The organism is Shewanella sp. SM55, from assembly GCF_025654025.1.
GTDB classification, from domain to species: domain Bacteria; phylum Pseudomonadota; class Gammaproteobacteria; order Enterobacterales; family Shewanellaceae; genus Shewanella; species Shewanella oncorhynchi.
Genome location: NZ_JAKKRS010000021.1, coordinates 26,478 through 51,574, shown reverse-complemented (window position 1 = coordinate 51,574; position 25,097 = coordinate 26,478). Strand labels below are relative to the sequence as shown.

Here is a 25,097-nt window from a genome sequence, read left to right as displayed (position 1 = left end):
GTGGATTTATGCAAAACCGTGCAAGGTCAGAGGCGCCAGAACAAAGGCCCGTCCAGCATAGTGCGCAAACCGCCAAAACTGGGCAGACAGCATCAGCTGCTGCCCAGCATAAAGTTACTGATCAGGCAATGGAGCAACTGGCTGAAATAGCTGTTCTTAGCAGTTCAGTGAAGCAAGCCTATCTCGATCAGTTGAAGTTGGCTGGGAAAATAGCAACGGCAGAATGGCGGTTAACAGGGCGTAGCCTGATTATTGCTGCGGCTTTAGTCGTCTGTTTTGGTACTGGCATTACGTTATTCTGGGGCAGTATTTTATTGCTGCTGGGCTATATGCTGTTTCAATTGAGCGGTTCGTTATTGGCCACAGTGAGCGCTTTGGTGGTGCTACAGTTTGTTTTATTGCTTTGGTGTTGGCGTAGTCTTGGCTATGTGCTGTCACAAACTGGCTTTTCGAAGACTTTGCAGCAATTACGGCTTTTACTCTCGACTCGAGAGTCGGAACATCAAAAATAGGGGGTGCGACTATGCTAATTCAACAGTTACTTAAAAAACAGCAGTTGAAGCTGACTGTGCTGACGGAACAAGGCCAGTTGCAGCATGATTTGTTACTGATGAGGAAACGACAATTAGCGCAAAGCAGTCGTGATTTTATAGGGTCGACACCAGGTTTAATCGTCAGTTTTAGCCTTGGCTGCCTGTTTCAAATGCGCCACAACAGCACTGTAAAACTACTGCGTAGCACCTTTGGTTTGCGTTGGATTACCAAACTCATCGCTTGAGAATGATGTAAATGCTGTGATTTTTACCTTAATGATTTCCATTGGTGTGGGCTTCGCTGCTATTAGTTGTCGTCAATGCAGCTACAATCATGCCTCGAGTCAGTAAGTGTAAGTATTTTGCTTGTTGTGTAGGACAAGGTGTGGGACTGGCGATAAGTTGTTGAATTTGGCATAAATAAAGAGCTGCTATGCTATGGGCTAATGTGTAGCTTGGAATAATAAATTCGTCAGTGTTGAAGGTGTTGATCAATTTATTTTCGATATGTTGCACAAGTTTAGTTTGTAATTGTTTAGTTGCAGCATCGAGGTCGCTACCTAGTCTAAATGACATGGAACGGCGAAACATGCTGTTTCGGCTAAAAGTAATAAGCAGTTTTTCCAATGAGGGTGGTGTGTTAGTTGAAAGCCAGTCTTCGGTTGACCGTAGATCTTCAAAGATATTTTCAAAAATATTTTGATGTAGTGCAATAAGAATATCCAACTTGCGTTTGAAGTAGCGATAAAACGTCGTGCGCCCGACATCGGCTTTGTGCGCAATATCTGCCACTGCAATATCACGATAATCTTGTTGTTTAAGCATTTCCTTGAAAACGTGGAGAACCTTGAGCATCGCTCGCGGGCTTTGTTTTATGCGCATGTGGGGCTTGGTGTGCATACTGGATTTTGCTCCAAATTCAATTCAGGCGTTTGATTATACATTAGCCTCAATGGCTCTTGTGTTGTGATTTTTGCTTAAGTGGAACAGATAGGCTCAGGTGTACCATTTGAAACATTCGGGCGAGTTTGTGCCTGATGGTTGGGAATAATGGGCTTTATAGTGACGGTCATAGGGTTAACTGCAACGACAGTGTTACCTGAAATATGAAATTGTCACTACCGATGGAGAATCTATGATGAGTGAAAATATTGAAGCGGCTCAAAGTGATCAAACAAATAATCCAATCAAGCACAAATTAAGAGTAGGTATTTTCCTTTATCCCGGCATGACGATGCTCGATGCCTATGGGCCACTACAGTTTTTAGCCTTTGTGCCATCATTTGAAACCTTCACTTTTGCGAAAACCAGCACGCTATTACCCTGTGATGCGGGCGTTAACTTACAGCCTAATTACGATTTCGATAATTGTCCGCCGATAGATATCCTTTTAGTGCCTGGGAGCGCAAATCCTTTGGCGCAAATACAGGATGAGAAAGTCATTTCTTTCTTAAAACGCAAGGGGGAGCAAGCGCAATACATTACATCTGTATGCACTGGTGCCTTGATTCTTGCGGCAACAGGTTTACTTAATGGTTATCGCACGACCACTCACTGGGCTTATGCTTCAGTGTTGGCACAATATCCTCAAATTACCTTTGAAAATAAACGTATTGTGATTGACCGTAATAGGATCAGTGGCGGCGGTATTACTGCAGGGCTCGATTTTGCTTTGGCACTCATTGCCAATATAGAGGGTGAACAACAGGCTAAAACACTGCAGTTATTGTTTGAATATGATCCTAAACCGCCCTTTAATAGCGGTTCTCCCATATTGGCAGACGCTTCTCTGGTACAGAGAGTTGAGCAGGAGGTTAGGCAGATAGCGTCAGGATTATTTTAGGCCATAAGGCGTCAAGGATTGTCTTAAAAAGTACATAGTTGATACGATTATTATGTACCTTAGGTTTAAAAACTGCTTTTCACTAGGAATCGCCATTCCCAGCTGTTTACTGACTCGCCGCCCGTGTAAGGGAGTGAAAAATCAATATGGGCTACGTTGCCATAGCTGGATCGAGAGGAATAAATCCGCGCGCCTATGCCTATGCTACCTAGTGGACCGCTGACTTCGTTATTCTCGGCGAGTTGACCGCCGGAGGCTTGACCCAGATCGGCAAAGACTGCCCAGCCTAATTCAGCCAGTTGGTATAAGTTGATATTGGGGTAATTGCGTATCTCGGCGGTCAGTAACCACTGATTATCCCCTTGTTGGTATTCGTTTGGATAACCGCGCACGCCAGTTTCATCCCCTAATCCTTTTGTTAGATCCAGATAAGTGTTCTGTGAAAGGCTAGCCCAAGCTTTGCCATAAGCCGTCCACTTAGGATGAATTTGATAGAAGTATTCGGCTTGAATATCAAACTTATAAGTATCTTTTTGGGTGGTGCCGATAGTGCTTGTTCCCCCCATTTCTAACAGCCACAGTTGATCGTTAAACTTATACCCGCCAGTGCTTTGCCAGTTAACGTGGTAGCCTAAGGGATTATTATCACCTATATCATTGGTTTCTATACCGAATTGCAAATAGTGATGCCAACCTAAGTTAAAGTCTTCATTGTTGGTGATCAGGTGAACATTATTCAGTACGTGGAAATCATCTTCGATAAACTCGTACGCGACCCAAGGGTACATAAAGTCCCTGTCTTGAGGGAGCATGGACGTAGGATAGCGCTCAGAATGGGCAAACTCGTGCTTGTCTTGGGTGACACCAGTAATAAAGCGAGAAAGGTGCTGACTGTTTTTATTAATTAACCAGCCATATTGCAGATTGAGATAGTCGACTGTGTGTGTGAACTCATTCACCTCTTGCCCATTTTGTCTGAGGGTATCTGTATGGTTATCGTCTAAAAACTCCGCCGAATACATGGTACTCGTATTGAGGGAATAGAAGGGCTTACTCACATAAACGTGTTTAGCTTGGCCGTCGCTATTGTCGTAGAACTCAGCGGCAACTGTGCCGTGTTCAATAATGCTGAGCGGCGCTTCAAAAGCAAATTTATAGCCATTCCGAGATTCATTGGATTGATATTTAAGTCGAGTGCGGATCCCCGTTCCAAGCAAGTTGTCTTCTTTGAGCCCGAAGGAGTAACGGGTGTCGCCACCTGAACTACTCAAACTCGCTGTCGGTAATAATGACCAATTATCCCAGGTTTCCACCACCACGGATTCAACGGATGGATCGACATCGGCTTGGGGATCTTTTTCTGCGATATAAATTTTCGCATCGCGAATATAAGGCATTGCCCGTAAAAGTCGTTGGGATTCGTCGAGATCTTTTTGTGTAACAGTATCATTTTCGCTGAAGGTTAGATTATCGAGAACCACATATTCTTTGGTATTGATATGCAGGGCGTTAGCCCAGCGGTGAATGAAAAAAGCATCGGGATCTGACTCATCAAAAATGGGGTTGTTGACCACCACAATCTTGCTGACTTTTTGTTTTGTTTGATCTTTGTTTGCGGGATCGGCGAGCTTAGCCTCTTCTGCTTGGGCAACTCTGATTAGGTTGCCAACACAACAAGATAGGATGCATGCATACTGAAAAAATTTCTGCATAAAAGGCCACTCCCATGAAATCGACGACTGCAGCGAAAACAATTTCACGTTGCAATTCACAATTTAATAACACATGGAAAACGAGTGTTAGTCAAGGAAACATTTTAATAAGTTTCTTATTTTACTTAAGGTTAGCTTAAGATTATCTTGAGGTAGCGGCTGGGCGCGGGCTCCAGCCGGATTAGCGATTGTTACAGTGTACGCCTAGGTGGGACAGCGACGTTAGCAAAGATGAGCCCCGCAATTAGCGACATAAAAATCAAAAAGATTTGCGAGCCTATGTGCGACTGATTGAGCATGGTCTCACCTGAGATCAGTGCATTGAGTCCGATATAGGTTTTACTGCCGGGGACTAAGATCACTATTCCCTGCAACAGGGCGATGGAGGCTGGCGCCTTCATCCAGCGGGCAAAGAGGTTAGAATAAATTCCTACTGCCAAGGCACCAAAGAAGATCCCCACCGAATCACCAAAATAATGTCCGCCGAGCATGGCTGAGAAAAACGCCACTATCCCAGCCAATACGCCCCAAGGCGAATCTTGCATCCTTGCTTTGAAGATAAAAACCAGCGCCATAGATAGAATCGGAACCGCCGACCAAATTGCCCAGCGAGGTAAACCCTCAGGTTCAATATGAATCGCTTCGCCGAACATAGCTTTACCGATTGCCATGCCGAGCACTGCGCCAAAGTACAGCTTAAATAATTGCATGCTCGCATCCATGATGCGCGCCGTGCCAGAAATTAAATCCCGTGCGGCGAGTTCGGCTAAACCTAAGGTTAAGGCTAAGCCGGGAATAAAAATAATAATGGAAGAGAGGATCACTACTGGGATATTAATATTTGGATCGATACGCGCTATGCCACAGGCTGCGATGGCGCAAAGGATAGTGGCGAAGGGTTCGAGCACTTCTGCCATGCGGGCAGAGCGTTCGGCACGATATACCAAGCCATAGACGAATAAGCCTAATAATCCTGACCAAAATACATCATTCCAACCCGTACCCATCAGCATAGCGAAAGCGGCGGCAGAAGTTCCAAAAGAAAAGCAAGTTAATACAGGGCCATAGGGGTTGGGTTTATTGGCAATTTCTTCTAAGCGATCTAAGGCCTCGGCCAAAGTACGTTTACCTGAGGTTAACTCATCGACCAATTCATCGGTGCGGGCGAGTGAGCCTAAATCGAGTTCACCAGGCTTAACGCGAGCGGCATGGTTATATTCTTGATCGGTATCATGTTGCAAAACGAAGGTCATCGACGTCGGAGAAATAAGGAAATAGCCTTCGATACCTAAGGTGCGAGCAACGGTTTGTAAGTGGGTTTCTAGACGATAAGCGGGTGTGCCAAACTTATGCAAGGCTTTTCCTAGCTTTATGATAAATCTGCGTTTTTCGATAAACTCGTCGTTATCCAATCGGGGTATTCACTGTATAAAAAGTTGTAGGGAATGACGCGCGCATATTAACCTATCTTGTCTATAAAAGGTTAATGGCTTTTAACCTTAATACAAATAAATTGCTGATTTTTTGCAGCTCGGGCTATAGTCAGCTTTTTGATAAGGGGAAATATGCATGTCTTTGATGGTAACGGGTCTTTACGCTAGCCTCACAGGGCTATTAATTGTCGCTTTAGCTTATCGAGTAGTGAAATTAAGGCGAGGTCAGAAAATCGGCCTAGGGGATGGTGGTAACAGCACCTTAGCTTTGGCTAATCGAGTGCATGTTAACCTGATCGAAAATGCGCCTATCGTATTGATTTTAATGCTGGTGGCAGAAGCGGGTGGCTTGCCTGCATTTTATTTACACTGTTTTGGGACTGTGTGGATAGTGGCGCGCTTACTCCATGCTATTGGCTTAACTCAAGGCCAAGGTGGTTATCATTTTGGTCGTTTTTGGGGGGTATTGCTCACTTGGCTAGTGATTATCAGTTTGGCGCTGATGAATTTGCTGCATTTTGCTCAAGGTTTAGGAAAGGGTCTCTAGGCTCGCAGGTTTGGGCGGTCAATTCCGCCCTAAGCCATATCCATAGCGGATTTAGGGGTATTACGCTTCTGGCTCAAATACCCCTGAAAATGCCTCGATTGGTGTTTTTTTAATCGCATCTATCCTCCATTCCCTGCTATACTCCGCGTCCCTAAATTGGCGTAACTTATTTTCGTGGCGCCTTTATTTGACATTACGTTTTCGGGTCACAATCCATGCAAGTTGAATCCACACTCTTTAGTCATCCCAAGTATTGGGCCACGGGCGACAGCACTGCGCCTTTCTTACCTATGTCTCGCAAGGAGATGGATAAGCTTGGTTGGGATAGCTGTGACATCATCATAGTCACAGGCGACGCTTATGTGGATCACCCAAGCTTTGGCATGGCAGTGATCGGCCGTATGTTAGAGGCTCAGGGTTACCGAGTTGGGATTATTTCCCAGCCAGATTGGTCGAGCAAAGACGCCTTTATGCAATTGGGCCGCCCGAATCTGTTTTTTGGCGTCACCGCCGGTAACATGGATTCGATGATCAACCGTTACACTGCCGACCGTCGTTTACGCTCCGACGATGCTTATACTGCGGGGGATATTGGTGGTAAGCGCCCAGATCGCGCCGTGACTGTGTACACCCAGCGCTGTAAGGAAGCCTTTAAAGATGTGCCTGTGATCATTGGCGGTATTGAAGCTAGTTTGCGCCGCATCGCCCATTACGATTATTGGTCGGATAAAGTACGCCGTAGTGTGATTTTCGATGCTAAGGCCGACATTCTGATGTACGGCAACGCCGAGCGCCCTTTAGTCGAAGTGGCACGCCGCTTAGCTGCCGGTGAACCGATCAGCTCGTTACATGATGTGCGTGGCACAGCTGTTATCCGTAAAGAGCCGCTGCCCGAATGGCGCGGTATGGACTCGCGCAAGATTGACCAACTGCACAAGATAGAGCCGCTGCCGAATCCTTACGGCGCCGATGATGTGGGTTGTGCTAACTTGTCCGGCCCGTCGGATGTGAAGATATTCGATAACGAAGCCCCTAAGCCTATTAGCGTTCAACCGCCTAAACCTAAGCCATGGGATAAAACCTATGTGCTGCTGCCAGCGTTTGAAAAAGTCTCTGAAGACAAATATTTATATGCCCATGCTTCACGGATTTTGCACCAAGAGCAAAACCCAGGTTGTGCCCGTGCGTTATTTCAACCCCATGGCGACCGCGCCGTTTGGGTGAATCCGCCCGCATGGCCGCTCAATACCGATGAGATGGATGCGGTATTCGATTTACCCTATCAGCGTATTCCTCATCCGATTTACGGCAAGGAAAAAATCCCTGCCTATGACATGATCAAGACGTCAATCAACATCATGCGTGGTTGCTTTGGTGGCTGTTCTTTCTGCTCGATTACCGAGCATGAAGGCCGAATCATTCAGAGTCGTTCACAAGAGTCGATTGTTAAAGAAATCAAAGATATTCAGGAAAAAGTGCCAGGCTTTACTGGGGTTATTTCCGATTTAGGCGGCCCAACCGCCAACATGTATCGTTTAGGTTGTACCAGCGAAAAGGCTGAAAAAACCTGTCGTCGTTTATCCTGCGTGTTCCCATCGATTTGCGGCCACTTAGGCACAGATCATAAACACACTATCGACCTGTACCGCGCTGCGCGTGCTGTACCTGGTATCAAGAAAGTATTGATCGCCTCTGGCGTGCGTTACGACTTGGCGATCGAAGATCCGGCCTACGTCAAAGAGTTAGTGCAGCATCACGTTGGTGGCTACTTAAAAATCGCCCCTGAGCATACCGAAGAAGGTCCGCTCAGTAAGATGATGAAGCCCGGCATGGGCGCCTACGATAAGTTTAAAGAATTGTTCGACAAGTTTTCTAAGGAAGCGGGCAAAGAGCAGTTCCTGATCCCTTACTTTATTTCGGCCCATCCAGGCACGACCGACGAAGACATGGTGAACTTAGCGCTGTGGTTGAAGGAGCGTAAGTTCAAGCTCGACCAAGTACAGAACTTTTATCCGTCACCGATGGCGAATGCGACCACGATTTATCATACCGAGTTAAACTCGCTGAAAAACGTTAAGCACACCAGCGAAGTGGTATCTGTACCGAAGAAAGGGCGCCAACGTCGCTTGCACAAAGCATTGCTCCGTTATCACGATCCTGCGGGTTGGCCATTAATCCGTGAAGGCTTAACCGCCATGGGGCGTGAAGACTTGATTGGTAATAGTCCGCATCAGTTAGTGCCACCAGAAGGTCGAAATGAGCGCGGACCTAAGTGGATGAAAGATGCCAATCAAGGCCAAAAAGCCTTTACTCGCTTCTCGGGCAATCAGTTTGATGACCGCAAGGGCGACGGTAAATCTAAAAGTGCAGCTAAAGGCGGCGCGCAAGCTCAGGCTGGTGCTGAGTCAAAACCCGCCGCTAAAGGCGGAAAACCTGCAGCGAATGTTGCTAAGCCTGCCGGTTCTAAGCCAGCAGGAGCTAAACCAACTGGCTCTAAACCTAGCGGAGCTCATTCGAGCCGTCCGGGAGCGAAAGCGCCTTTCGGCCAGTCTGGTTTTAAGGCCGGAGGCGCTCAAGCTAAAAGCGGCTCTCAGGCTAAAGGTGGAAGCCCATCAAAAACGGGTGGCAAATCTGCAGGAAAGCCCTCTCAGGGTCGCCAACAGGCTAAGTAACACTTTTCGCCATCACAAATAATGTTTAAAGGCCGCTCCAGATATGGTTTGGAGTGGCCTAGCTAGCATGGTCATGCCGCTAAAATAGTCCTCAACTGGTATCGCAGGGCGAACTATTATAAGATCCCTGTCTGATGTTTATGTCTACTATTTGTTTATATTCGATATTTTAGCTATACATCTCACCCATATCCGCGGTTCGTTAACTAACATTAGATATTATGAATAAAAAGCGTAGACCCAGTCTTCAAGACGTCGCCGATCAAGTTGGGGTCACCAAAATGACGGTGAGTCGCTATTTAAAAAATCCAACAAGGGTGGCGCAAAGCACTCAAGAGAAGATTGCTGTCGCACTAGAAACCTTAGGTTATATTCCTAATCGCGCGCCGGAAATTTTAGCGCAAGCAACCAGTCGCGCCATTGGCGTGTTAGTGCCTTCGTTAACCAACCAAGTATTTGCTGAAGTGCTGCGCGGTATCGAGAATGTGACCGGCAAACGCGGTTATCAAACCATGCTGGCTCACTACGGGTATCAGGCCGAATTAGAAGAAGAGCGGGTGGCATCACTGCTCTCTTACAATATTGATGGCTTACTCTTGTCCGAAAGTTACCACACGCCGCGTACCGTGCGAATGATTGAAACGGCGGGCATTCCGGTCATCGAAATGATGGATAGCGTGTCGCCTTCGATTCAACAGTGTGTGGGTTTCGATAACACTGCGGCCGCATGCGAAATGGTTAAGGCCATGATTGCACAAGGCTATCGCCACATTGCCTACCTAGGCGCGCGCATGGATATTCGTACTCAGCTTAAGATGCGAGGCTACGAGTTAGCGATGCAGCAAGCTCAGCTTACACCTTTGGCGATGACCACAAATGAGGCCTCGTCGTTTTCCTTGGGGGCGTCGTTATTGCAACAAACATTAGCGAAATATCCCTATGTGGATAGCTTTTTTTGCACCAACGATGATTTGGCTGCGGGGGTGATATTTGAGTGTCAAAGACAAGGCATCAAGATCCCTGAACAAATTGGCGTTGCAGGGTTTCATGGCCATGATATTGGCCAATCTATGACGCCAAAATTGGCGAGCATTATTACGCCGAGAAAAGAGATTGGTCGAATTGCTGCCACTGAGCTATTAGACAGGCTAAATGGCAAAGAGATAGCAGAATCGGTTATCGACCTGGGCTATCGTATTGATTTAGGGGAAACACTGTAGACTTCCCCTCGTTCTTTCGCTTAACGACTTATGTTTGTCATCACAGGTTATCGTTAGAGAAACGCAGAGATGATGACTGCGACTATGCCGCCCGTCGTACCAATAATGGTCTCCATTACCGTCCAGGTTTGCAGTGTTTGTTTTTCTGACAATCCAAGAAAACGGTTAGCGAGCCAGAAGCCTGAATCATTGACATGCGAGAGCACAATCGAACCTCCGCCAATGGCAATCGTAATTGCCGCCAATTGAGCACCATCTAAGTTTAGTGGTTCAAGTATTGGGATGATAAGGCCGCAAGCCGTTAACATGGCCACGGTTGCCGACCCTTGGATCACGCGCACCGACGCCGACAAAATAAATGCCAGTATTACAATCGGTAATCCCGAACCTGCCAACATATTGCCTAATGCATCGCCGACACCTGAGTCAATCAGCACTTGCTTAAACACGCCGCCAGCACCGGTGACGAGAATAATGATCCCAGCAGGTTGGAGCGCACTGCTACAGATTTCCATGATGCGCTCATTGGGAATATTGCGTCTAACGCCCAGTACATAGAATGCGATTAAACATGCTAGCAAAATGGCGGTGAAGGGATGACCTATCAAGGCGAGCCAATTATGCAGGTCGGATTTTTCATCAATAAAGCGTGACACCACCGTCTTTAAACCGATAAGCAGCAGTGGGAACACCACAATACTGATTGATAGCGCGAATGAGGGGATTGGTCCGCCTTCTCGTTCACCTTTTTCCTGCTGCTCGTGGGCAGGCAGCTCAACATGGACTTTTTGGGAGATGAGGCTGGCAAAGAGTGGGCCGCCTAGAATCATCGCCGGAATCGATGCCAATAAACCGAAGACTATCATGTAGCCAAAGTCGGCATTGAGCTGGGAAGCGACCAAAATAGGCCCTGGTGCAGGGATGAGAAATGCCTGACAGGTGGCAATACCCGCGAGCAGTGAAATACCAATTTTAACGACGCTGCCGCCCCCTTTACGAACCACGGCAAAGGCGATGCCAATCAGCAGTACCACAGCAACATCGAAGAAGAGAGGTAATGCACAGATAAAGCCTGTAAAGGTCATGGCCCAGTGAGCTTTGTCGTTACCAAATTTATTCAGCAGTGTATGGGCTATCTGATCTAGCGCGCCAGTCTCTTCCATTACCCGGCCAAACATGGCTCCCAAAGCGACCACCACCGCCACAAAGCCCAGTGTTCCCCCCATACCTTGTTGAATAGTATTAGTGATATCGGCTGGGTTCATGCCAGAGAAAAGGCCGGCAATGATCGACACCAGTATCAGTGATACTACTGCATGTAATCTCACTTTCATCACTAAGAACAGTAGCAGGGCGATTGAACCCAGTGCTGTCAGAATCAATGACATATCAGACATAAGAGGACTTTTCCTTGTTAGTTAAGTTGTCCACATTTTTGTAGGTTACCGGTAACATGTTACCCGTAATATGGTAGAGTGGGAAGTGACTAAATTCGAGAATTGGCATGAGGTTAACAAAGTGACTGAGAGAAAAAAAGGCAATAGCTATGTGTTCATGGGCGTCTCTAGTTGTGGCAAATCTTCGATTGGTGCCGCGGTCGCAGAGGCTTTAGAGACGAAATTTATTGATGGTGATGATCTGCATCCTAGAGCCAATATTATCAAGATGAAATCTGGCTCACCGCTCAACGATAGCGATCGCGCTCCTTGGCTTGAGCGCATCAACGACGCTGTGTATAGCATTGAGCAAAAGGGGGAGCAGGGGGTTATTGTCTGCTCTGCACTGCGTCGCCAGTATCGTGACTTAATCCGTCAGAACAACAGCAAGCTGGTGTTCATTCATCTATACGGAGATTTTGAATTAGTCAAAGAACGCATGTTTGCCAGAAAAGCCCACTTCATGCCGATTGAGCTACTCAAGAGTCAGTTCGACACGCTGGAAATGCCCGCGACTGATGAAGCTGACGTTATCCAAGTGAGTATAGATGGTACTTTCAAAGAAGTCGTACAACGCTGTATTAATGCGATAAATGGCGAAGGGTAGGTAAGTCATTGGCTCTTAACGCGAGGCTTGGCTGCTTTATCATGATGTTGCAGATTAGTTTTTAAAGCGAAGAGGAATCGGAACGACAGTCGTCGGAATTTAAATTACCGCTGAAGATCGTGGCAAAGGTGGATCTAGCAGCTCATTATTGAAAAAAGCCACTCCAGAAACTAACTTGGAGTGGCGTAGAGATAATGGTAAGCCTGCGGTACCATCCAATGAGTGTTACGGCGAGCGTTTGTAGACGGAACGTGCGCCGCACCTCAGCCTCAAATAAGCTCACGCATATGAGCGATGACGCGAGCTGCCTATCCTGCTAAACATGATTTAACTCAACATGTGATTAGAACTGTCACTAAAGACTGTTACTCAAAATCGTCCTGCTTCATGCGACTAAGCAATGCCAAAGTAGAATGAGCGCTTTAGAAACCTTAGCTAACATCTCCTTTAGTCCTAAAAAAAGTAGTTGATCCCCACTGCGAAGCTGTTGTCTTCCTGTGCTTCGAGTGCAGGATCATCCATATCACTGAAATCTAGCTTCATCTCGGCAAACATCACAGTGTCGTTACTGTAGCGATAATGCAGCCCCAGCATGGCAAATTGGCGAGTCCATTGACCTTGAATAGGCGTAGCTGCATCTGTGTCTAAATCTAAATAACTGAGTACAACCATGGGCACAAAACCGTTGTCGAATTGATAGGCAGTCATCAACTCGGCACCAGTGGCGTCGTAGAGATCGCCGTTGACCAGTTCATTATTTTTACTTTTGTGAGCATTAAAGCCCACATAGAGACCGTTGGCCTCACGCCCTTCGGCATAGTGATAGTAGTCACCATACATGGCACCAATGCCGACAATTTCATTGGTTTCATCGACTTGGGTATTACCTAGGTGGCCTTCAAAATCACCGCGGTTAAAACCTGCGAGTAGCTTAAATTTATCGGTTACCGCATAAGTAATACTGGCGCCGTAGCTGCTGTCAAAACTCAGTTCTGAGTTGGTCATCTCGCTACCGTCATCGTTTTTTAGGCTGACATCACCATTGGTTTTGGCGGCATATTGCAGGGCGATTTGTACTGGGCCTAAATTATTACGGTAAATGAAGGCGGAATCGGCACGGCCTGTACCTGTGAGGCTGCCATCACCGAAGGTGTAAGCGCCAACGCTGTAACCTGCAAATACGTTCGGTAAATCTGTAGTGCCTGCTACATCGTAATAGGCGCCCCATTGTTTACCGAAACTCAGGTTGCCCCATGTATCATGGGACATGCCAACATAACCTAAGCGGTTATAGAGAAAATCATCGGTTTTTTCGGCGGCGAGTTTGCCCCCTTGCATCACTAGCCCATCGTCGCTGGAGACCATGTTGATCCCCCATTCTGTTGTAGCAAAAGCGGTCCAGCCATTTTTCTCGCTGCGCTCGAAGCTGAATCTTAGGCGTGATGAGTCGTCGATAACTGAAGTATCGTGGCTGTCATTTAATGCTGCAAACCCTAACCAACCCGTTAAATCTAAGGTATTTTTTTGATCTTTATAGAGTTCAACCGCCTGACTGCTGGTGGCCGTTAATAGCATAGGTAACACTAAAGCGAGACAAGTCTTATTCATAAATCCCCCGATAATGAGCAAGTATTCTCCAGGGGATCATAGGCTTGGCCTATGATCCCAGAGTTATCGTTAGTCTTGATGTGGATGTTGGTATTAATTGTTTCCGATCATGCGTTAGCCGTATTTAGGCTGGACGTGTGTCGGCAACAGGCGCTTGGTTTGAGATCACGCCGAAAATAGTCCAACCGAAGAAGGTGGCTATGGCGCCAAGCATCACTGCGGTTTCGCCAGAGCTGTACAGAGCATAGAAGCTATACAACGCACCGATTACGGCGATCACGTTGGCAACGCGGGCTTTATTGATAGGCACTTTTTGCTGTCTTTGCATTATGCCAAGCGCGGCCATAGATAAGATATAAGGCACAATGTTGGTGACGACGGCGAGGTTAACGAGTGCTTCGAACTGCTTACTCAGTGATGGGCTAATGGTCATCAGCGATAATGCTGTTTGGATCGAGACGATAATAGTCATGCCCCAAATTGGCGCATCGGCTTTACTGACTTTAGAGAATATTTTAGGAAAAAATCCTTCATCAGCAGAGGCTTTAAACACTTGGGCAATAGTGAACTGCCAACCTAAGAGTGATCCAGTACAGGAGATAATGGCGCAGGCCATCACGATTTTACCAACTACTGGATTAAACATTTGTGCGAAGGCTAAGCCGAATGGCGCATTTGACATTGCAAGCTCGGCATTTGGCACAATACCGGCAATGACGTTAGTGGAGACAATATAAATCACTGCAGCACCTAAGGTACCGCCCATAACAGCGATAGGTACGTTTTTTTCTGGGTTATCGACGGCTTCTGAGTTTGCACAGGCCGATTCTAAACCGAGGAACGCCCACAAAGTCATAGCGATAGAACCGCCTAACGCTTTGAAGAATGGCATATCATGCGGGTTCCATGCACCTTTATAGAGGTCGATGTCAAACCAGAACCAACCAATTAAAGATACGCCAATCACAGGCAGAATAATCCCCCACACAGTCACGCTACTGACGCGACCCGTGATGCGGGCACCACCGAAGTTAGCAATGGTTGCCAACCAAAGTACGCCAATGGTCGCAAGACAAATTGCCATCGGGCTTAAGTTAACTTCCAGCAACACGGCAGCGTAACCCACGGCAGAGATGGCAATCGCGACGTTGGCGATTAACAGCGAGACGGCATAGGTGTAGTTGGCCATAAAGTTGCCAGAACGGCCGAAGGCATACTCGGCATAACCGCCCATACCACCGGATTTTTTACTGAACATACCGCACTTAGCAAAGGCGAAGGCGAGGGCCGTTGACCCTGCTGCTGTTACTAACCAAGATAAAATGGAGATAGTACCGACTTGAGCTAATTGGGTTGGCAGCATAATAATGCCCGAACCCATCATGTTGACTATGGTGATAATAGTTAATTGGACGACGCCAATTTTATTTTCTGATTTACTCATACTAATAACCTAATTTAGGTGACTTATTATAGGAGGCATGAATTTGACTGCAGAGTGGGGTTAATAAACTCTGCAGTCAGTCTTCATTATTTATTTAGTACATAGCCCATTGCTTGAATTTTGCCGTCTGCGGTATTTTCGAGATAAACACCTTGCAGTTCTGGTGAGAATCCAGGTAATAGGTTGATGCCTTCTTCAAGGGCAAGGAAATAACGCTGAACAGAACCGCCCCATATTTCACCTGGCACCATACATAACACGCCTGGTGGGTAAGGGAGCGCGCCTTCTGCTGCAATTCTTCCTTCAATTTGCGAGAGTGGGACTAATTCTACTTTGCCACGAATAAACTCTAGGTTTGCTTCCTGCGGGTCCATCACTTTTGTAGGGAAATGCGCTTTACGGAACATTTCTTTCTGCAGTTGTTTTACGTCATGGCTGACATAAAGATTGTGCATTTCTTGGCAGAGTTGACGGATAGAATAGTCTTTATAACGGGATTTATTGGCGTTATAAACGTTAGGTAATACTTCAGATAATGGCGCATCTTCATCGACTAATTTCTCGAAACGAGATATTTGTGATACCAGATGTTGCATCTTGGCCATATCTTCCGCAGGTGTCATTAGGAATAAAATCGAATTCAAGTCGCACTTCTCTGGAATAATATTATTTTCCCGTAAGAAGTTAGCCAGAATAGTCGCTGGAATACCAAATTCGGTATATTTGCCAGTTTCAGCATCTATGCCCGGTGTTGTTAATAAGAACTTACAAGGGTCAACAAAGTATTGGCCTTTTTCATAACCTTCGAAGGAGTGCCATTTCTGACCAGGTTCGAATTCGAAGAAGCGTAAGTCATCGGCCATTTGTTCGGTTTCATAGTCTTGCCATAGGCGGCCGTCGATCATTGTTGGCACGAATGGTTTGATATATTTACACTTTTTGAGCAATAGCTTACGTGCTTCGATACCCGCTTTTACCGCTTCGCGCCACAGATAACGACCGCTTGCGCCTTCATGCATTTTCGCGTTTACATCTAGCGCTGCAAATAAAGGATAGAAGGGACTGGTAGAGGCATGCATCATAAAGGCGTTGTTGAAGCGTTTATGGTTGCAATATCTATCTTGGCCTTTGATATGTTTATCTTTTTTATGGATTTGCGAGGTTTGTGAGAACCCTGCCTGCTGTTTATGCACCGACTGAGTCACGATAATGCCTGGATCTTCAGCAGTCAGTTCGAGCAAGAGTGGTGAGCAGTCATTCATCATAGGGATGAACTGTTCATAACCCACCCAAGCCGAGTCGAATAAGACGTAGTCACAAAGATGGCCAATTTTATCAATCACTTGTCGAGCATTGTAGATAGTGCCGTCATAGGTGCCGAGTTGGATTATCGCCAAGCGGAATGGGCGTTTTTCATCGGCTCTTTCTGGCGCGACTTCACGAATTTGCTCTCTTAAATAGGACTCTTGGAAACAGTGGGCATCAATGCCACCAATAAATCCGAAGGGATTACGTGCCGTTTCTAAATAAACAGGTGTAGCACCTGCTTGAATTAATGCGCCATGGTGGTTTGATTTGTGGTTATTGCGGTCGAATAACACGAGGTCGCCTTTCGCTAACAGCGCATTAGTCGCGACTTTATTTGATGACGAAGTGCCGTTAAGTACGAAATAGGTTTTATCGGCATTAAAAACTTTGGCAGCGTATTTCTGTGCTTCCAGTGGAGCGCCTTCATGGATCAGTAAATCACCCAGTTTCACGTCGGCATTACACATATCCGCGCGGAAAATTGTTTCGCCAAAAAAGTCGAAGAATTGGCGGCCCACAGGATGTTTACGGAAGAATTGTCCGCCTTGGTGACCAGGACAGGCAAAGGTAGAGTTACCCATTTCGACGTATTTTTTTAACGTACCGAAGAAAGGTGGCAATAGCGCTTGTTCATATTTACTTATTGCAGTCTCAACCTGTTTTCCGTAGAAGTCAGTGTTATCACCGCAGAGTTCAAATACCCCTGTAATCGATGAGCAAACATCATCAGGGAAGGTTTCTTCACAGCAAACTGAAACGAAAATGGGCAGTTTCAATCCGGTGTTTTTAATCTTTTCAACAATACCATTTCTAACATCATCAACAGAGACGACAGCCGCGCCCACATCGCAAAAATCTGTGGTTAATACATTGACAACTTCTCTGTCGATATCGAAACAAGATCTAACAGATAAGCTAGCGGCTACTTTTAATGATTTCATAGTTAATTTCCCTTTTACTTTATAAAAAATAGATACAAGTGTGCCTATACCTAATTAAAAACATTAATGGTATGAAAATTAGATATAGCTATTCCGTGCGCAGATTAAATGTGGTTATGCCAAAGTTACGAAATAAATATAAGTAGAAATATATTTATTGAGCGTATGAATAGCTTAGCCGCAGTAAAACTGCACTGATAAAAGAATGCTTTGATTAAGGTGTTAGATAATAAACCAAATGAAAACAGTACGATAAGTGTTTGCGCCTATTAGAGCAATAGCACTTTAGACCTGTTAATTGGCCTACTACCTACGCTAAGGTTAGCGGAGGAAGATAAAGGAGTGATCGAAATAGTCACGTTGACTAGGCATCATGATATGCCGTGTGCGCCTGATATGCGCCATAATTTTAGATTTCCTCTTCATATACGACTCCATTATGACTTAGAGAAAATGGTTAGGTTTTTATTACGTAATGAAGTTTATATGCGAGTTATAAATAAAATCATGACCTATGTCTTATTTTTAAATAATTAGCACGTCAATTTAACTTAATTTATCAATATTAAATGGAGTCAATCATGCTTAAGTATCTTTATCTAAATTATGAAAGTAAATATTGTCAGAATTATTTAAATAATATTATTTGCATAAAATATCTTATTTCAAATATCTAATCTTAATTAAAAGGCTGCTGTAATCATTATTCTGATTTATACCGCATTCCATATTTGCATTGTTATGCAGATATTTTCGTTACAAAATCATCTTTCTGCTTGAAAAATGCAAAAGTGATAACTTTTTTCTCACATTTGAGCATTTGGGGCAGAAAGTTGTCGTTTTAGGGCAGATGTTATTTTTTTGATTGACGTAAAGTGAGTCAGGTCGAACATGAATAGGAGATAGACATGAATAAAGGGTGGTTAGGGGCGAGTTTAGTGCTTGGGTTATTCGTTGGACAGGCAAGTGCTATGACATTAACGAGCAAAGATATGAGCGAGGGCAATAAACTGACATCGCAATTAGTGTTTAATGGCTTTGGTTGCCAAGGGGAAAATATTTCGCCGCAACTGACTTGGACTGACGTGCCCACAGGAACTAAAGCATTTGCAGTGACAGCTTATGATCCTGATGCACCAACGGGCAGCGGTTGGTGGCACTGGGCCGTATATAACTTACCCTTAGCGCAAACTTCGCTCGCACAAGGTGCGGGCTCGCATGTTGATGCACTGCCCAAAGGCGCCATTGCCTTGAAGAACGATTTTGGTACTACAAATTTTGGTGGCGCATGCCCGCCCCAAGGTCATGGCGTTCACAGGTATGAATTTACTGTGTGGGCATTACCCAGTGCTTTAGAATTGCCAAAGGACGCTAGCCCTGCCTTATTGGGCTTTATGCTCAGGGCACAAGCGCTCGGCAACGCCAAGTTGACTGCGGTATATAATCGATAATCCATTGATAATTAGGCTGGTGTCATGATCCGTATGTTTGAATATGATTCGAAGCAGGCACAATCTTTATCTCAAGTCCCTGTACATCAGCCGTCGATTATTCGGGTTATCTATGGTGAAAAGTCTCTGCTCTGGCAAGATGAATCTGTTTTAGTAGGCCAAGGGCAGTTACTGTTAATTCCTGCTGGTTCGCATATTAGTTTTGTTAATCGACCTTTTCTTGGGCGTTATCGGGCGGTGCAGTTATTACTCCCCCACGATTTACCCCAAGGTATTTTATCAAGCGCTACCGATTGGCGTGACCCTATGCCAGTCCAAAACGTATCACGCGCTGTGGACTTAGCTTGGAATGCGCTATTACAGAGTTTGACCTTGTCTCTGGCCGATCCTGTTCAACTGCATTATTTGGCCGCGTTACTGTTAAGTTTGCCGGATAAACGCAGTGTGAACTGGTTGTATGGACACACCCAACGCAGCGTGACTCAAGCGGCCTTGGCCTTGATGAGTGTGAGTCCTTCGGCATCATGGCAGCAGGAGGATATTGCCGACAAGTTACACATGAGCACGGCAAGCCTTAGGCGTAAATTGGCCTTAGAAGACACCAGTTTTAGGCAGTTACTGGTAGAAGTGCGGCTTTGTCATGGTTTAGCCATGTTGCAGAATTCGAGTGAGCCAGTATTACAAGTGGCTTTGGCCTGTGGTTATCAATCTGCGGAAAAGTTTTCCTTACGTTTTAAGCAACTATTTGGCCTGACCCCCGCGGCTTATCGTCGTACACTGTGAAGTGGCATGGGTGTATACCCAAACAACTTTAGGGTACTGGAGAAATATGATGGCGGATGAGCAATTTACTGACAGCGGATTTTGGAACAAGATCAAACTCTTTAGCCGTCAAGCAGGTAGAGAGGTCATCGAGCGGGCACTATGGCTTTATTATGCAGCGCAACAACCCAATACGCCTAAGTGGGCTAAGTCAGTCATCTACGGCGCGTTAGCGTATTTTATTTTGCCTTTAGATGCGATTCCCGATCTGACTCCTTTAGTTGGCTTTACCGATGATTTAGGTGCCCTTGCCGCTGCCCTGACTATGGTGACCTTATATATCGATGATGAAGTGAAATCCCTTGCGGCGGATAAACTCGCACTGTGGTTTGGAGATAAGCCGAGCGAACCTAAGACTTAAGCCTATTGCAAACGCAATCGCCTAAGTGATGCAAAATTGTGCTAAAAATATGATTTCATTAGGAGTCGTTGATTTGGTTTTGACTGAGATTTTCTGGGGTAAAAATATTTTTTTGCAAATGTTTCACTATTGCTTGATTGCGCTATATGCTAGCGCTGTTTTGTAAACCCCTTGTGTTTGTTTAGGCAGATAAATGAAAAATATTATGGTAGTGATCCTATGGCTTTTAGGTGTCTCTGCCGCTACCCCCGCGTTTGCCGATGAGGCCTCTCCGGAACAACTCGCCCGTCTTTACCTCGATTTTATGGCACAGAATAGTCGCCAGAGCGAAGCTTTGTGGCCCGGTTTTCGCCTTGAAGATAAAGTACACCTTTTTAGTTATGCTGGTAATGTCTGGCTTCGACAGCCTGGTGGCGAAATAATTCAAGATAACAGTGTGTTAGAGTCGGTCAATCTGCACTCTGGTCTATCGGTGAGTTTCGGCTTTCCACAATATAATGGCCAGCCAGGCGTATTGATCCAGCTCGAAGTGCCGAACATCCAATTTACTCGCGACACTAAGCCAACGGATTTAGCTTTTTTAATCTGGGCGAGCAATGGCTTGCATGAAGCCTTCCATTTTTATGCCCAATCCGAATGGCGAGTATTGGAAGACGGTAAGCGTTATGAGGGCGAGGTCTTTCCGCTCAACTTCGATGCTCGCTATTATCGTTTACAGTTATTTGATGCCTTAATGGCGGCGCTGGCACAACCCGAGCAACAGTCATTATACCTTAGCTATGCAGCCTATTGGTTGCAGCAATGGCGCCAAATTGCGCCGAATGAAGATCGAGTCGGTTACATCAATGATCTTGTTGAAGGCAGCGCTAAGTATGTGGAATTGGCCGCTGGTGCGCGTGTGTTGAGTCAAAATCAAACTTTACTTGGTTATCAGCAAATACTGACAAAATATGTGTATGACTATTATCAACAGCAGAAGATGTGGGTTGGTTGGACGGCTGAGGCGGCAAATATTGGCGCTCTGGCGGGCATATTGTTGGATAGCACTCAAGACCCTTATGTGTGGAAAGAGTCGGTCATGTCGGGTATGTTACCTGTGGATTTACTACTGAACCGCGTAAAGCCTGTATCCCCGCTAGACAAGAAAGACGCTAAACAAAAGAAACAGCTGCAGGAGATGCTAGCGTATTACCCTGCCACTCAAGCAAAACTGTCTCAGTTGTTGTTGAATGTGCAGGATCCAAAAGTGCCGTTATTGGTTATGCCGAGCGTGAGCGATAGTAGCAGTTTTATTGATGTGGGTGACGTACGTTCTGGCTTTTATGTAGTGCCCTATCAAGAGGAAATGACTCAAGCTTATTTAGGGATGAGCGCGCAATTTAGTAACTTGTCAGTGAGTGGCAGTCCATTACTCGATGTTCCAGTACAAAATTTTTGTGAGGGCATTGAGGCGGCAACTCTGTTACCTTTAGCATTCCCCTTTCAGCGTGAGGGTCAGTATCTGGTATTCAACGAAGCGGAAGTCCATGGAACTATTAGGGTTTCTGCGAGTGTTGTTGATGGAAGAACCCTCTACTGTGCGATGAATTAATAATGAGAAAAAATCAGCTCGAATTTACCTACATGCGTGGCATTGCGATTATCTTTATCGTGCTTGGCCACAGTATTTACAACTCTGGTGAAGGTTTCCCGCTGTTGCTGGAAAATCTATTGCGTGGTGGCACGGCGTTATTTGTGTTTATCTCGGGATACTTTTTCCATCGCATTTTTTATAAGGATTTCGACTACAGCAAGTTTATGAAGAACAAAGTACAAAACGTACTTTATCCTTTTTTAGTTGTGTCATTAATTGGTCTATTTTGTTTGTGTTTGCGCTGGATATTTATGGAGCATCAGCCGCTCGATAATGTCTTGCTGAGTATTTTTTATACTGTGCGTAACGGTTATATTCTGTATCCGCACTGGTACATTCCCTTCATCATGGCGGTGTTTTTATTCTCGCCGATTTTTTTATGGTTTATCCGTTGCTCGCAGCAGATGCGTTGGACACTATTTGTACTAAGCTGTGTGGTAGCAATCCTATTGCATAGACCTATAGGTAACGTCAATTTCATCCACTCAGTCGTGTATTTTGTACCTTTCTATTTGATTGGTATTCTATATTCGCAAGATGAACATATTGTGACGCGCTTTGGCTCTATTTTCACCGCACTAGCGATGATTTTTTTAGTGGTGAGCTTAGTCGAACAAACTTACATAGTGCAGCATATTGGTAACTATCATAAGGCACCATTTGAGTACAACGGTATCGATTGGCAGTTTATTCAGAAACTTTGTTTATGTGTATTAGTACTGAATTTCTGTGAATGGTTGTCGGGACGAAGTCGTTTGCCTTGGTTAGTCGAAGTCGCTGAGATGAGTTTTGCAATTTTCTTTATTCATCCACTCTTCGATATGCTATTTAACACGGCTGCAACCGTAATGCGTTTCCGCTTCCCACCAGGTTCTGCTGTGACTAGCGTGCTCTTTTCCGCTGGGATTTTCATTTTCATGATGGTAGGCAGTATTATGACGGCTCGCTTTATCAAAAAGCGTCTGGGTAATCGTTCGCGTACTTATATCGGCTGGTAATCACTTTGGTTTATCATCACTAACACTAGGTGAAATTCAGTTTGAATTTATTTCCTAGTGTTAGGGTGTTTTCCATCTAAAAAAGTGGAGAACATAATGAATCCCAACATTACCCTACCGAGCCTTGGGCTTATCAGTTTGTCTTTTATCGCTTTGCCATCCATCGCCGCTCAAGTTGAGTCGCTATCCACCAAGACGCAGAATACTTTTTTCGCACAAATTGCGGCCCATTGTGGCCAAGCCTTTGCGGGAAAAGTGGTATCGGGTGACAGTGCCGATTCGGCCTTTAGCGGCAAGTCGTTAATTATGCACGTGCGTGAATGTAGCGACACTGAGCTTAAGATCCCGTTCCATGTGGGTGATGACCACTCGCGTACTTGGGTGCTGACTAAAACGCAGCAAGGGCTTAAGTTGAAGCACGACCATCGCCATCAGGATGGAAGTGAAGATGCTGTGACCATGTATGGCGGCGACACTATGAATGATGGGACAGTACAGAAACAGTCATTTCCCATTGATAGGGAATCTATCGATAACTTCGTCAAGAATGGACTCACTCAGTCGATTACCAATGTGTGGCACATGGAAATTACGCCAACGATTTTTAGTTACCAACTCACGCGAGAACAACGCAATTTTAAAGTCGATTTTGATCTTACCCAGCCAGTAGCATTACCACCCAAACCTTGGGGACACGACTAGTGTTGTTATTAAGCTAGCTCAAAATGGTGTTCATCACCTGCTTATGTTGCCCGTTTATGTGGATAACGACACTACACGGGCTCAGCCTCGCATCAAATCCAGTCAAATCGTTGTGACATCCTCGCCAGCAAACCCTAGTGCGGTAAGTTCTTCATCTAGTATCACTGCTATGTAATGACGCCATTAACTGGCAATAAGCCAATAAGCCAATAAGCCAATAAGTCCATTATGTCTAAAAGGATTAATAATAGTTTTTTTCAGTTTTAAGTGTTCTTTTTATTCATTTTATTGTGTTGCGGAATACTAGAATTGCGGTTCATTTAATACTTAATTTTTATGGATAAACAAGATGGTTATACCTAAAAATAGGTATTTATGTCTTGAGGATAATTTTTTAAATATTCACCTAAATTAAACATAAATCTGAGATTTAAACCGGATTTAATCACTACTTCTGCTAATTTATAGTCTAGGCTAGAAAAGTGCAGTTGAAAGATGGTGCACCTAGGTCTAGACTGAAAAATTAAAGGACTGATTCACTAATGATTATAAAGTTAAGTGACCCAAAGGGAAGAGGTGAACTATGCGCTTTTATATGGCAAGACAGCCTATACTGAATAGAAATAAAAACGTTGTTGCTTATGAGTTGCTCTTTAGAAATAGCCGGGATAACTATTTCCCACAGGGTGTTACAGACAATGTTGCTACAGCTAAAGTGTTTGTAAATAGTTATTTAAGTATGGATCTAGAGGATTTAACCGAAGGGAAGCCAGCATTAATTAATTTTCCATCTCATTTCTTGCGAGACCATTTATTATACATGTTCCCATACAAAAATATTATTGTTGAGGTATTGGAAACTGTTAGCCCAAGCGAGGATAACTTTATTTTAATTAAAGAGTTATTTAACTTGGGTTATTATCTTGCTTTAGATGACTTTGTTTATTCTCCTGAGTGGGAACGTTTTTTTCCTTTTTTTAAACTTATAAAAATTGATATAATTTCAACGCCTTTGGATAGTGTTTCTCATCTGATCCCTAAATTTAGACAGTATAATTTAAAACTACTTGCAGAGAAAGTTGAAACATTGGAAGAGTATAGGCTAGCTAAGTCACTCGGTTTTGATTATTTTCAAGGTTATTATTTTTATAAGCCAGAACTCATAGAGGGGAGTGAAATAGGTGCTACACAACATTTTGTTATGTCTATTTATAATGAGGTTTTTAAGTCTGATTTTAGTTATAAAAAACTTGAAAATTATTTTTCTCAAGATTTAGATCTTACTTATAAATTACTAAGATATGTCAATTCAAGTCAGTTTGAGCATGTGAATGAATTTACCTCTATTAAGCAGACTATGGTTTTTTTAGGTGAAAATAAACTTCGTAAGTTTGTAAGTCTCATTATTTTGGCTGAACTTAACCCCAATAAACCAGTTGTGTTAATTAATAATACTATAATCAGGGCTCGGTTATGTGAAGAGTTAATATCATTAATGGGATTTCCTTTGTTGAAAGAGTCAGCATTTTTGACTGGATTATTATCTACTTTAGATGCCATTTTAGATAAGCCGATGAACAGAGCGATAGAGCCGCTTCCTCTTGAACAGCAAATAAAGCGTGCTTTACTTAATAATCATGGATACCTAGCTCATTGTTTACAACTTACTCTGGCGTATATGGAAGGTGATTGGGTTACTGTCGATTATTTCATTGATAATTATAATATTGATCCTGAGAGGCTCATCTCAGCGTGTGATAAAGTGTATAGCTGGTTTAATCAGTATAAAAATTCAGTTCAGTAGTAATGAATGCTAGTTTGCAATA

General features: G+C 44.6%; 22 protein-coding genes. 14 read left to right on the top strand and 8 right to left on the bottom strand.

The features are described 5' to 3' along the window. Window positions 1-8: 8 nt before the first annotated feature. Together L5L91_RS21345 and L5L91_RS21340 are read left to right on the top strand one after the other, a co-directional pair. Complete coding sequence (locus L5L91_RS21345; protein WP_263163886.1) at window positions 9-512, top strand: hypothetical protein; 504 nt, start codon at window positions 9-11, stop codon at window positions 510-512. Between the two features lie 11 nt (window positions 513-523). Beyond that, on the top strand, window positions 524-778 hold the full coding sequence (locus L5L91_RS21340) for a hypothetical protein (protein WP_113941445.1): 255 nt from the start codon (window positions 524-526) through the stop codon (window positions 776-778). A 28-nt stretch (window positions 779-806) separates the two neighbouring features. Here the strand turns inward: L5L91_RS21340 and L5L91_RS21335 are convergent, their stop codons facing one another. Then, the gene (locus L5L91_RS21335) at window positions 807-1,433 is read right to left on the bottom strand and encodes a TetR/AcrR family transcriptional regulator (protein WP_263163888.1); all 627 of its coding nucleotides are present in this window, start codon (window positions 1,431-1,433) and stop codon (window positions 807-809) included. Window positions 1,434-1,668: 235 nt separating this feature from the next. Between L5L91_RS21335 and L5L91_RS21330 the strand changes: the two genes are divergently transcribed. Then, entirely contained in the window at window positions 1,669-2,376 is a 708-nt protein-coding gene (locus L5L91_RS21330) for a DJ-1/PfpI family protein (RefSeq protein WP_263163890.1), read from the top strand. Window positions 2,377-2,441: 65 nt separating this feature from the next. Here the strand turns inward: L5L91_RS21330 and L5L91_RS21325 are convergent, their stop codons facing one another. Together L5L91_RS21325 and L5L91_RS21320 are read right to left on the bottom strand one after the other, a co-directional pair. Next, window positions 2,442-4,088 carry a hypothetical protein gene (locus L5L91_RS21325; RefSeq protein WP_263163892.1) on the bottom strand — a complete coding sequence of 549 codons (1,647 nt, stop codon included), beginning with the start codon at window positions 4,086-4,088 and terminating at the stop codon, window positions 2,442-2,444. A gap of 191 nt (window positions 4,089-4,279) precedes the next feature. Continuing rightward, window positions 4,280-5,500 carry a threonine/serine exporter ThrE family protein gene (locus L5L91_RS21320; protein WP_105250515.1) on the bottom strand — a complete coding sequence of 407 codons (1,221 nt, stop codon included), beginning with the start codon at window positions 5,498-5,500 and terminating at the stop codon, window positions 4,280-4,282. Window positions 5,501-5,657: 157 nt separating this feature from the next. Between L5L91_RS21320 and L5L91_RS21315 the strand changes: the two genes are divergently transcribed. The 3 genes from L5L91_RS21315 (at window position 5,658) to gntR (ending at window position 9,960) form a co-directional block, all read left to right on the top strand. Beyond that, window positions 5,658-6,068 (top strand): MAPEG family protein, encoded by a 411-nt coding sequence (locus tag L5L91_RS21315; RefSeq protein WP_263163894.1) that lies wholly within the window; start codon window positions 5,658-5,660, stop codon window positions 6,066-6,068. A 215-nt stretch (window positions 6,069-6,283) separates the two neighbouring features. Continuing rightward, entirely contained in the window at window positions 6,284-8,740 is a 2,457-nt protein-coding gene (locus L5L91_RS21310; RefSeq protein WP_263163896.1) for a YgiQ family radical SAM protein, read from the top strand. 221 nt (window positions 8,741-8,961) lie between these two features. Next, window positions 8,962-9,960, top strand: a complete 999-nt coding sequence (gene gntR / locus L5L91_RS21305; RefSeq protein WP_113941439.1) for a gluconate operon transcriptional repressor GntR — start codon at window positions 8,962-8,964, stop codon at window positions 9,958-9,960. A gap of 53 nt (window positions 9,961-10,013) precedes the next feature. On the opposite strand, the gene gntU is transcribed toward gntR, so the two are convergent. Continuing rightward, the gene (gene gntU / locus L5L91_RS21300) at window positions 10,014-11,357 is read right to left on the bottom strand and encodes a gluconate transporter (RefSeq protein WP_105250511.1); all 1,344 of its coding nucleotides are present in this window, start codon (window positions 11,355-11,357) and stop codon (window positions 10,014-10,016) included. Window positions 11,358-11,442: 85 nt separating this feature from the next. Between gntU and L5L91_RS21295 the strand changes: the two genes are divergently transcribed. After that, a complete protein-coding gene (locus tag L5L91_RS21295) occupies window positions 11,443-12,003 on the top strand; it encodes a gluconokinase (protein WP_263237686.1) in 561 nt (186 codons plus the stop codon). Between the two features lie 453 nt (window positions 12,004-12,456). Here L5L91_RS21295 and L5L91_RS21290 read toward each other — a convergent pair whose 3' ends face one another. From L5L91_RS21290 to speFL, 4 genes are all read right to left on the bottom strand, one after another. After that, on the bottom strand, window positions 12,457-13,611 hold the full coding sequence (locus L5L91_RS21290; protein ID WP_263147622.1) for a porin: 1,155 nt from the start codon (window positions 13,609-13,611) through the stop codon (window positions 12,457-12,459). A 124-nt stretch (window positions 13,612-13,735) separates the two neighbouring features. After that, window positions 13,736-15,055 carry a putrescine-ornithine antiporter gene (potE, locus tag L5L91_RS21285; RefSeq protein ID WP_105250509.1) on the bottom strand — a complete coding sequence of 440 codons (1,320 nt, stop codon included), beginning with the start codon at window positions 15,053-15,055 and terminating at the stop codon, window positions 13,736-13,738. A gap of 86 nt (window positions 15,056-15,141) precedes the next feature. Continuing rightward, window positions 15,142-17,304 (bottom strand): ornithine decarboxylase SpeF, encoded by a 2,163-nt coding sequence (gene speF / locus L5L91_RS21280; RefSeq protein ID WP_263237685.1) that lies wholly within the window; start codon window positions 17,302-17,304, stop codon window positions 15,142-15,144. Between the two features lie 321 nt (window positions 17,305-17,625). After that, window positions 17,626-17,709: a leader peptide SpeFL gene (speFL, locus tag L5L91_RS22760; RefSeq protein WP_224022194.1), complete on the bottom strand. Its 84-nt coding sequence runs from the start codon at window positions 17,707-17,709 to the stop codon at window positions 17,626-17,628. 503 nt (window positions 17,710-18,212) lie between these two features. On the opposite strand from speFL, the gene L5L91_RS21275 reads away from it, so the two are divergent. The 7 genes from L5L91_RS21275 to L5L91_RS21245 all read left to right on the top strand — a co-directional run bounded on the left by L5L91_RS21275 (window position 18,213) and on the right by L5L91_RS21245 (window position 25,075). Next, on the top strand, window positions 18,213-18,755 hold the full coding sequence (locus L5L91_RS21275; protein WP_173248074.1) for a YbhB/YbcL family Raf kinase inhibitor-like protein: 543 nt from the start codon (window positions 18,213-18,215) through the stop codon (window positions 18,753-18,755). 24 nt (window positions 18,756-18,779) lie between these two features. Next, a complete protein-coding gene (locus L5L91_RS21270; protein ID WP_263163900.1) occupies window positions 18,780-19,538 on the top strand; it encodes a helix-turn-helix transcriptional regulator in 759 nt (252 codons plus the stop codon). Between the two features lie 49 nt (window positions 19,539-19,587). Further along, entirely contained in the window at window positions 19,588-19,938 is a 351-nt protein-coding gene (locus L5L91_RS21265) for a YkvA family protein (protein ID WP_113941434.1), read from the top strand. Between the two features lie 193 nt (window positions 19,939-20,131). Continuing rightward, entirely contained in the window at window positions 20,132-21,529 is a 1,398-nt protein-coding gene (locus L5L91_RS21260; RefSeq protein WP_263163902.1) for a hypothetical protein, read from the top strand. 2 nt (window positions 21,530-21,531) lie between these two features. Next, window positions 21,532-22,569 (top strand): acyltransferase family protein, encoded by a 1,038-nt coding sequence (locus tag L5L91_RS21255; protein ID WP_113941433.1) that lies wholly within the window; start codon window positions 21,532-21,534, stop codon window positions 22,567-22,569. A gap of 96 nt (window positions 22,570-22,665) precedes the next feature. Next, window positions 22,666-23,271 carry a hypothetical protein gene (locus L5L91_RS21250; RefSeq protein WP_219251800.1) on the top strand — a complete coding sequence of 202 codons (606 nt, stop codon included), beginning with the start codon at window positions 22,666-22,668 and terminating at the stop codon, window positions 23,269-23,271. A gap of 583 nt (window positions 23,272-23,854) precedes the next feature. Further along, window positions 23,855-25,075, top strand: a complete 1,221-nt coding sequence (locus tag L5L91_RS21245; RefSeq protein WP_105250501.1) for an EAL and HDOD domain-containing protein — start codon at window positions 23,855-23,857, stop codon at window positions 25,073-25,075. The last annotated feature ends 22 nt before the right edge of the window (window positions 25,076-25,097 follow it).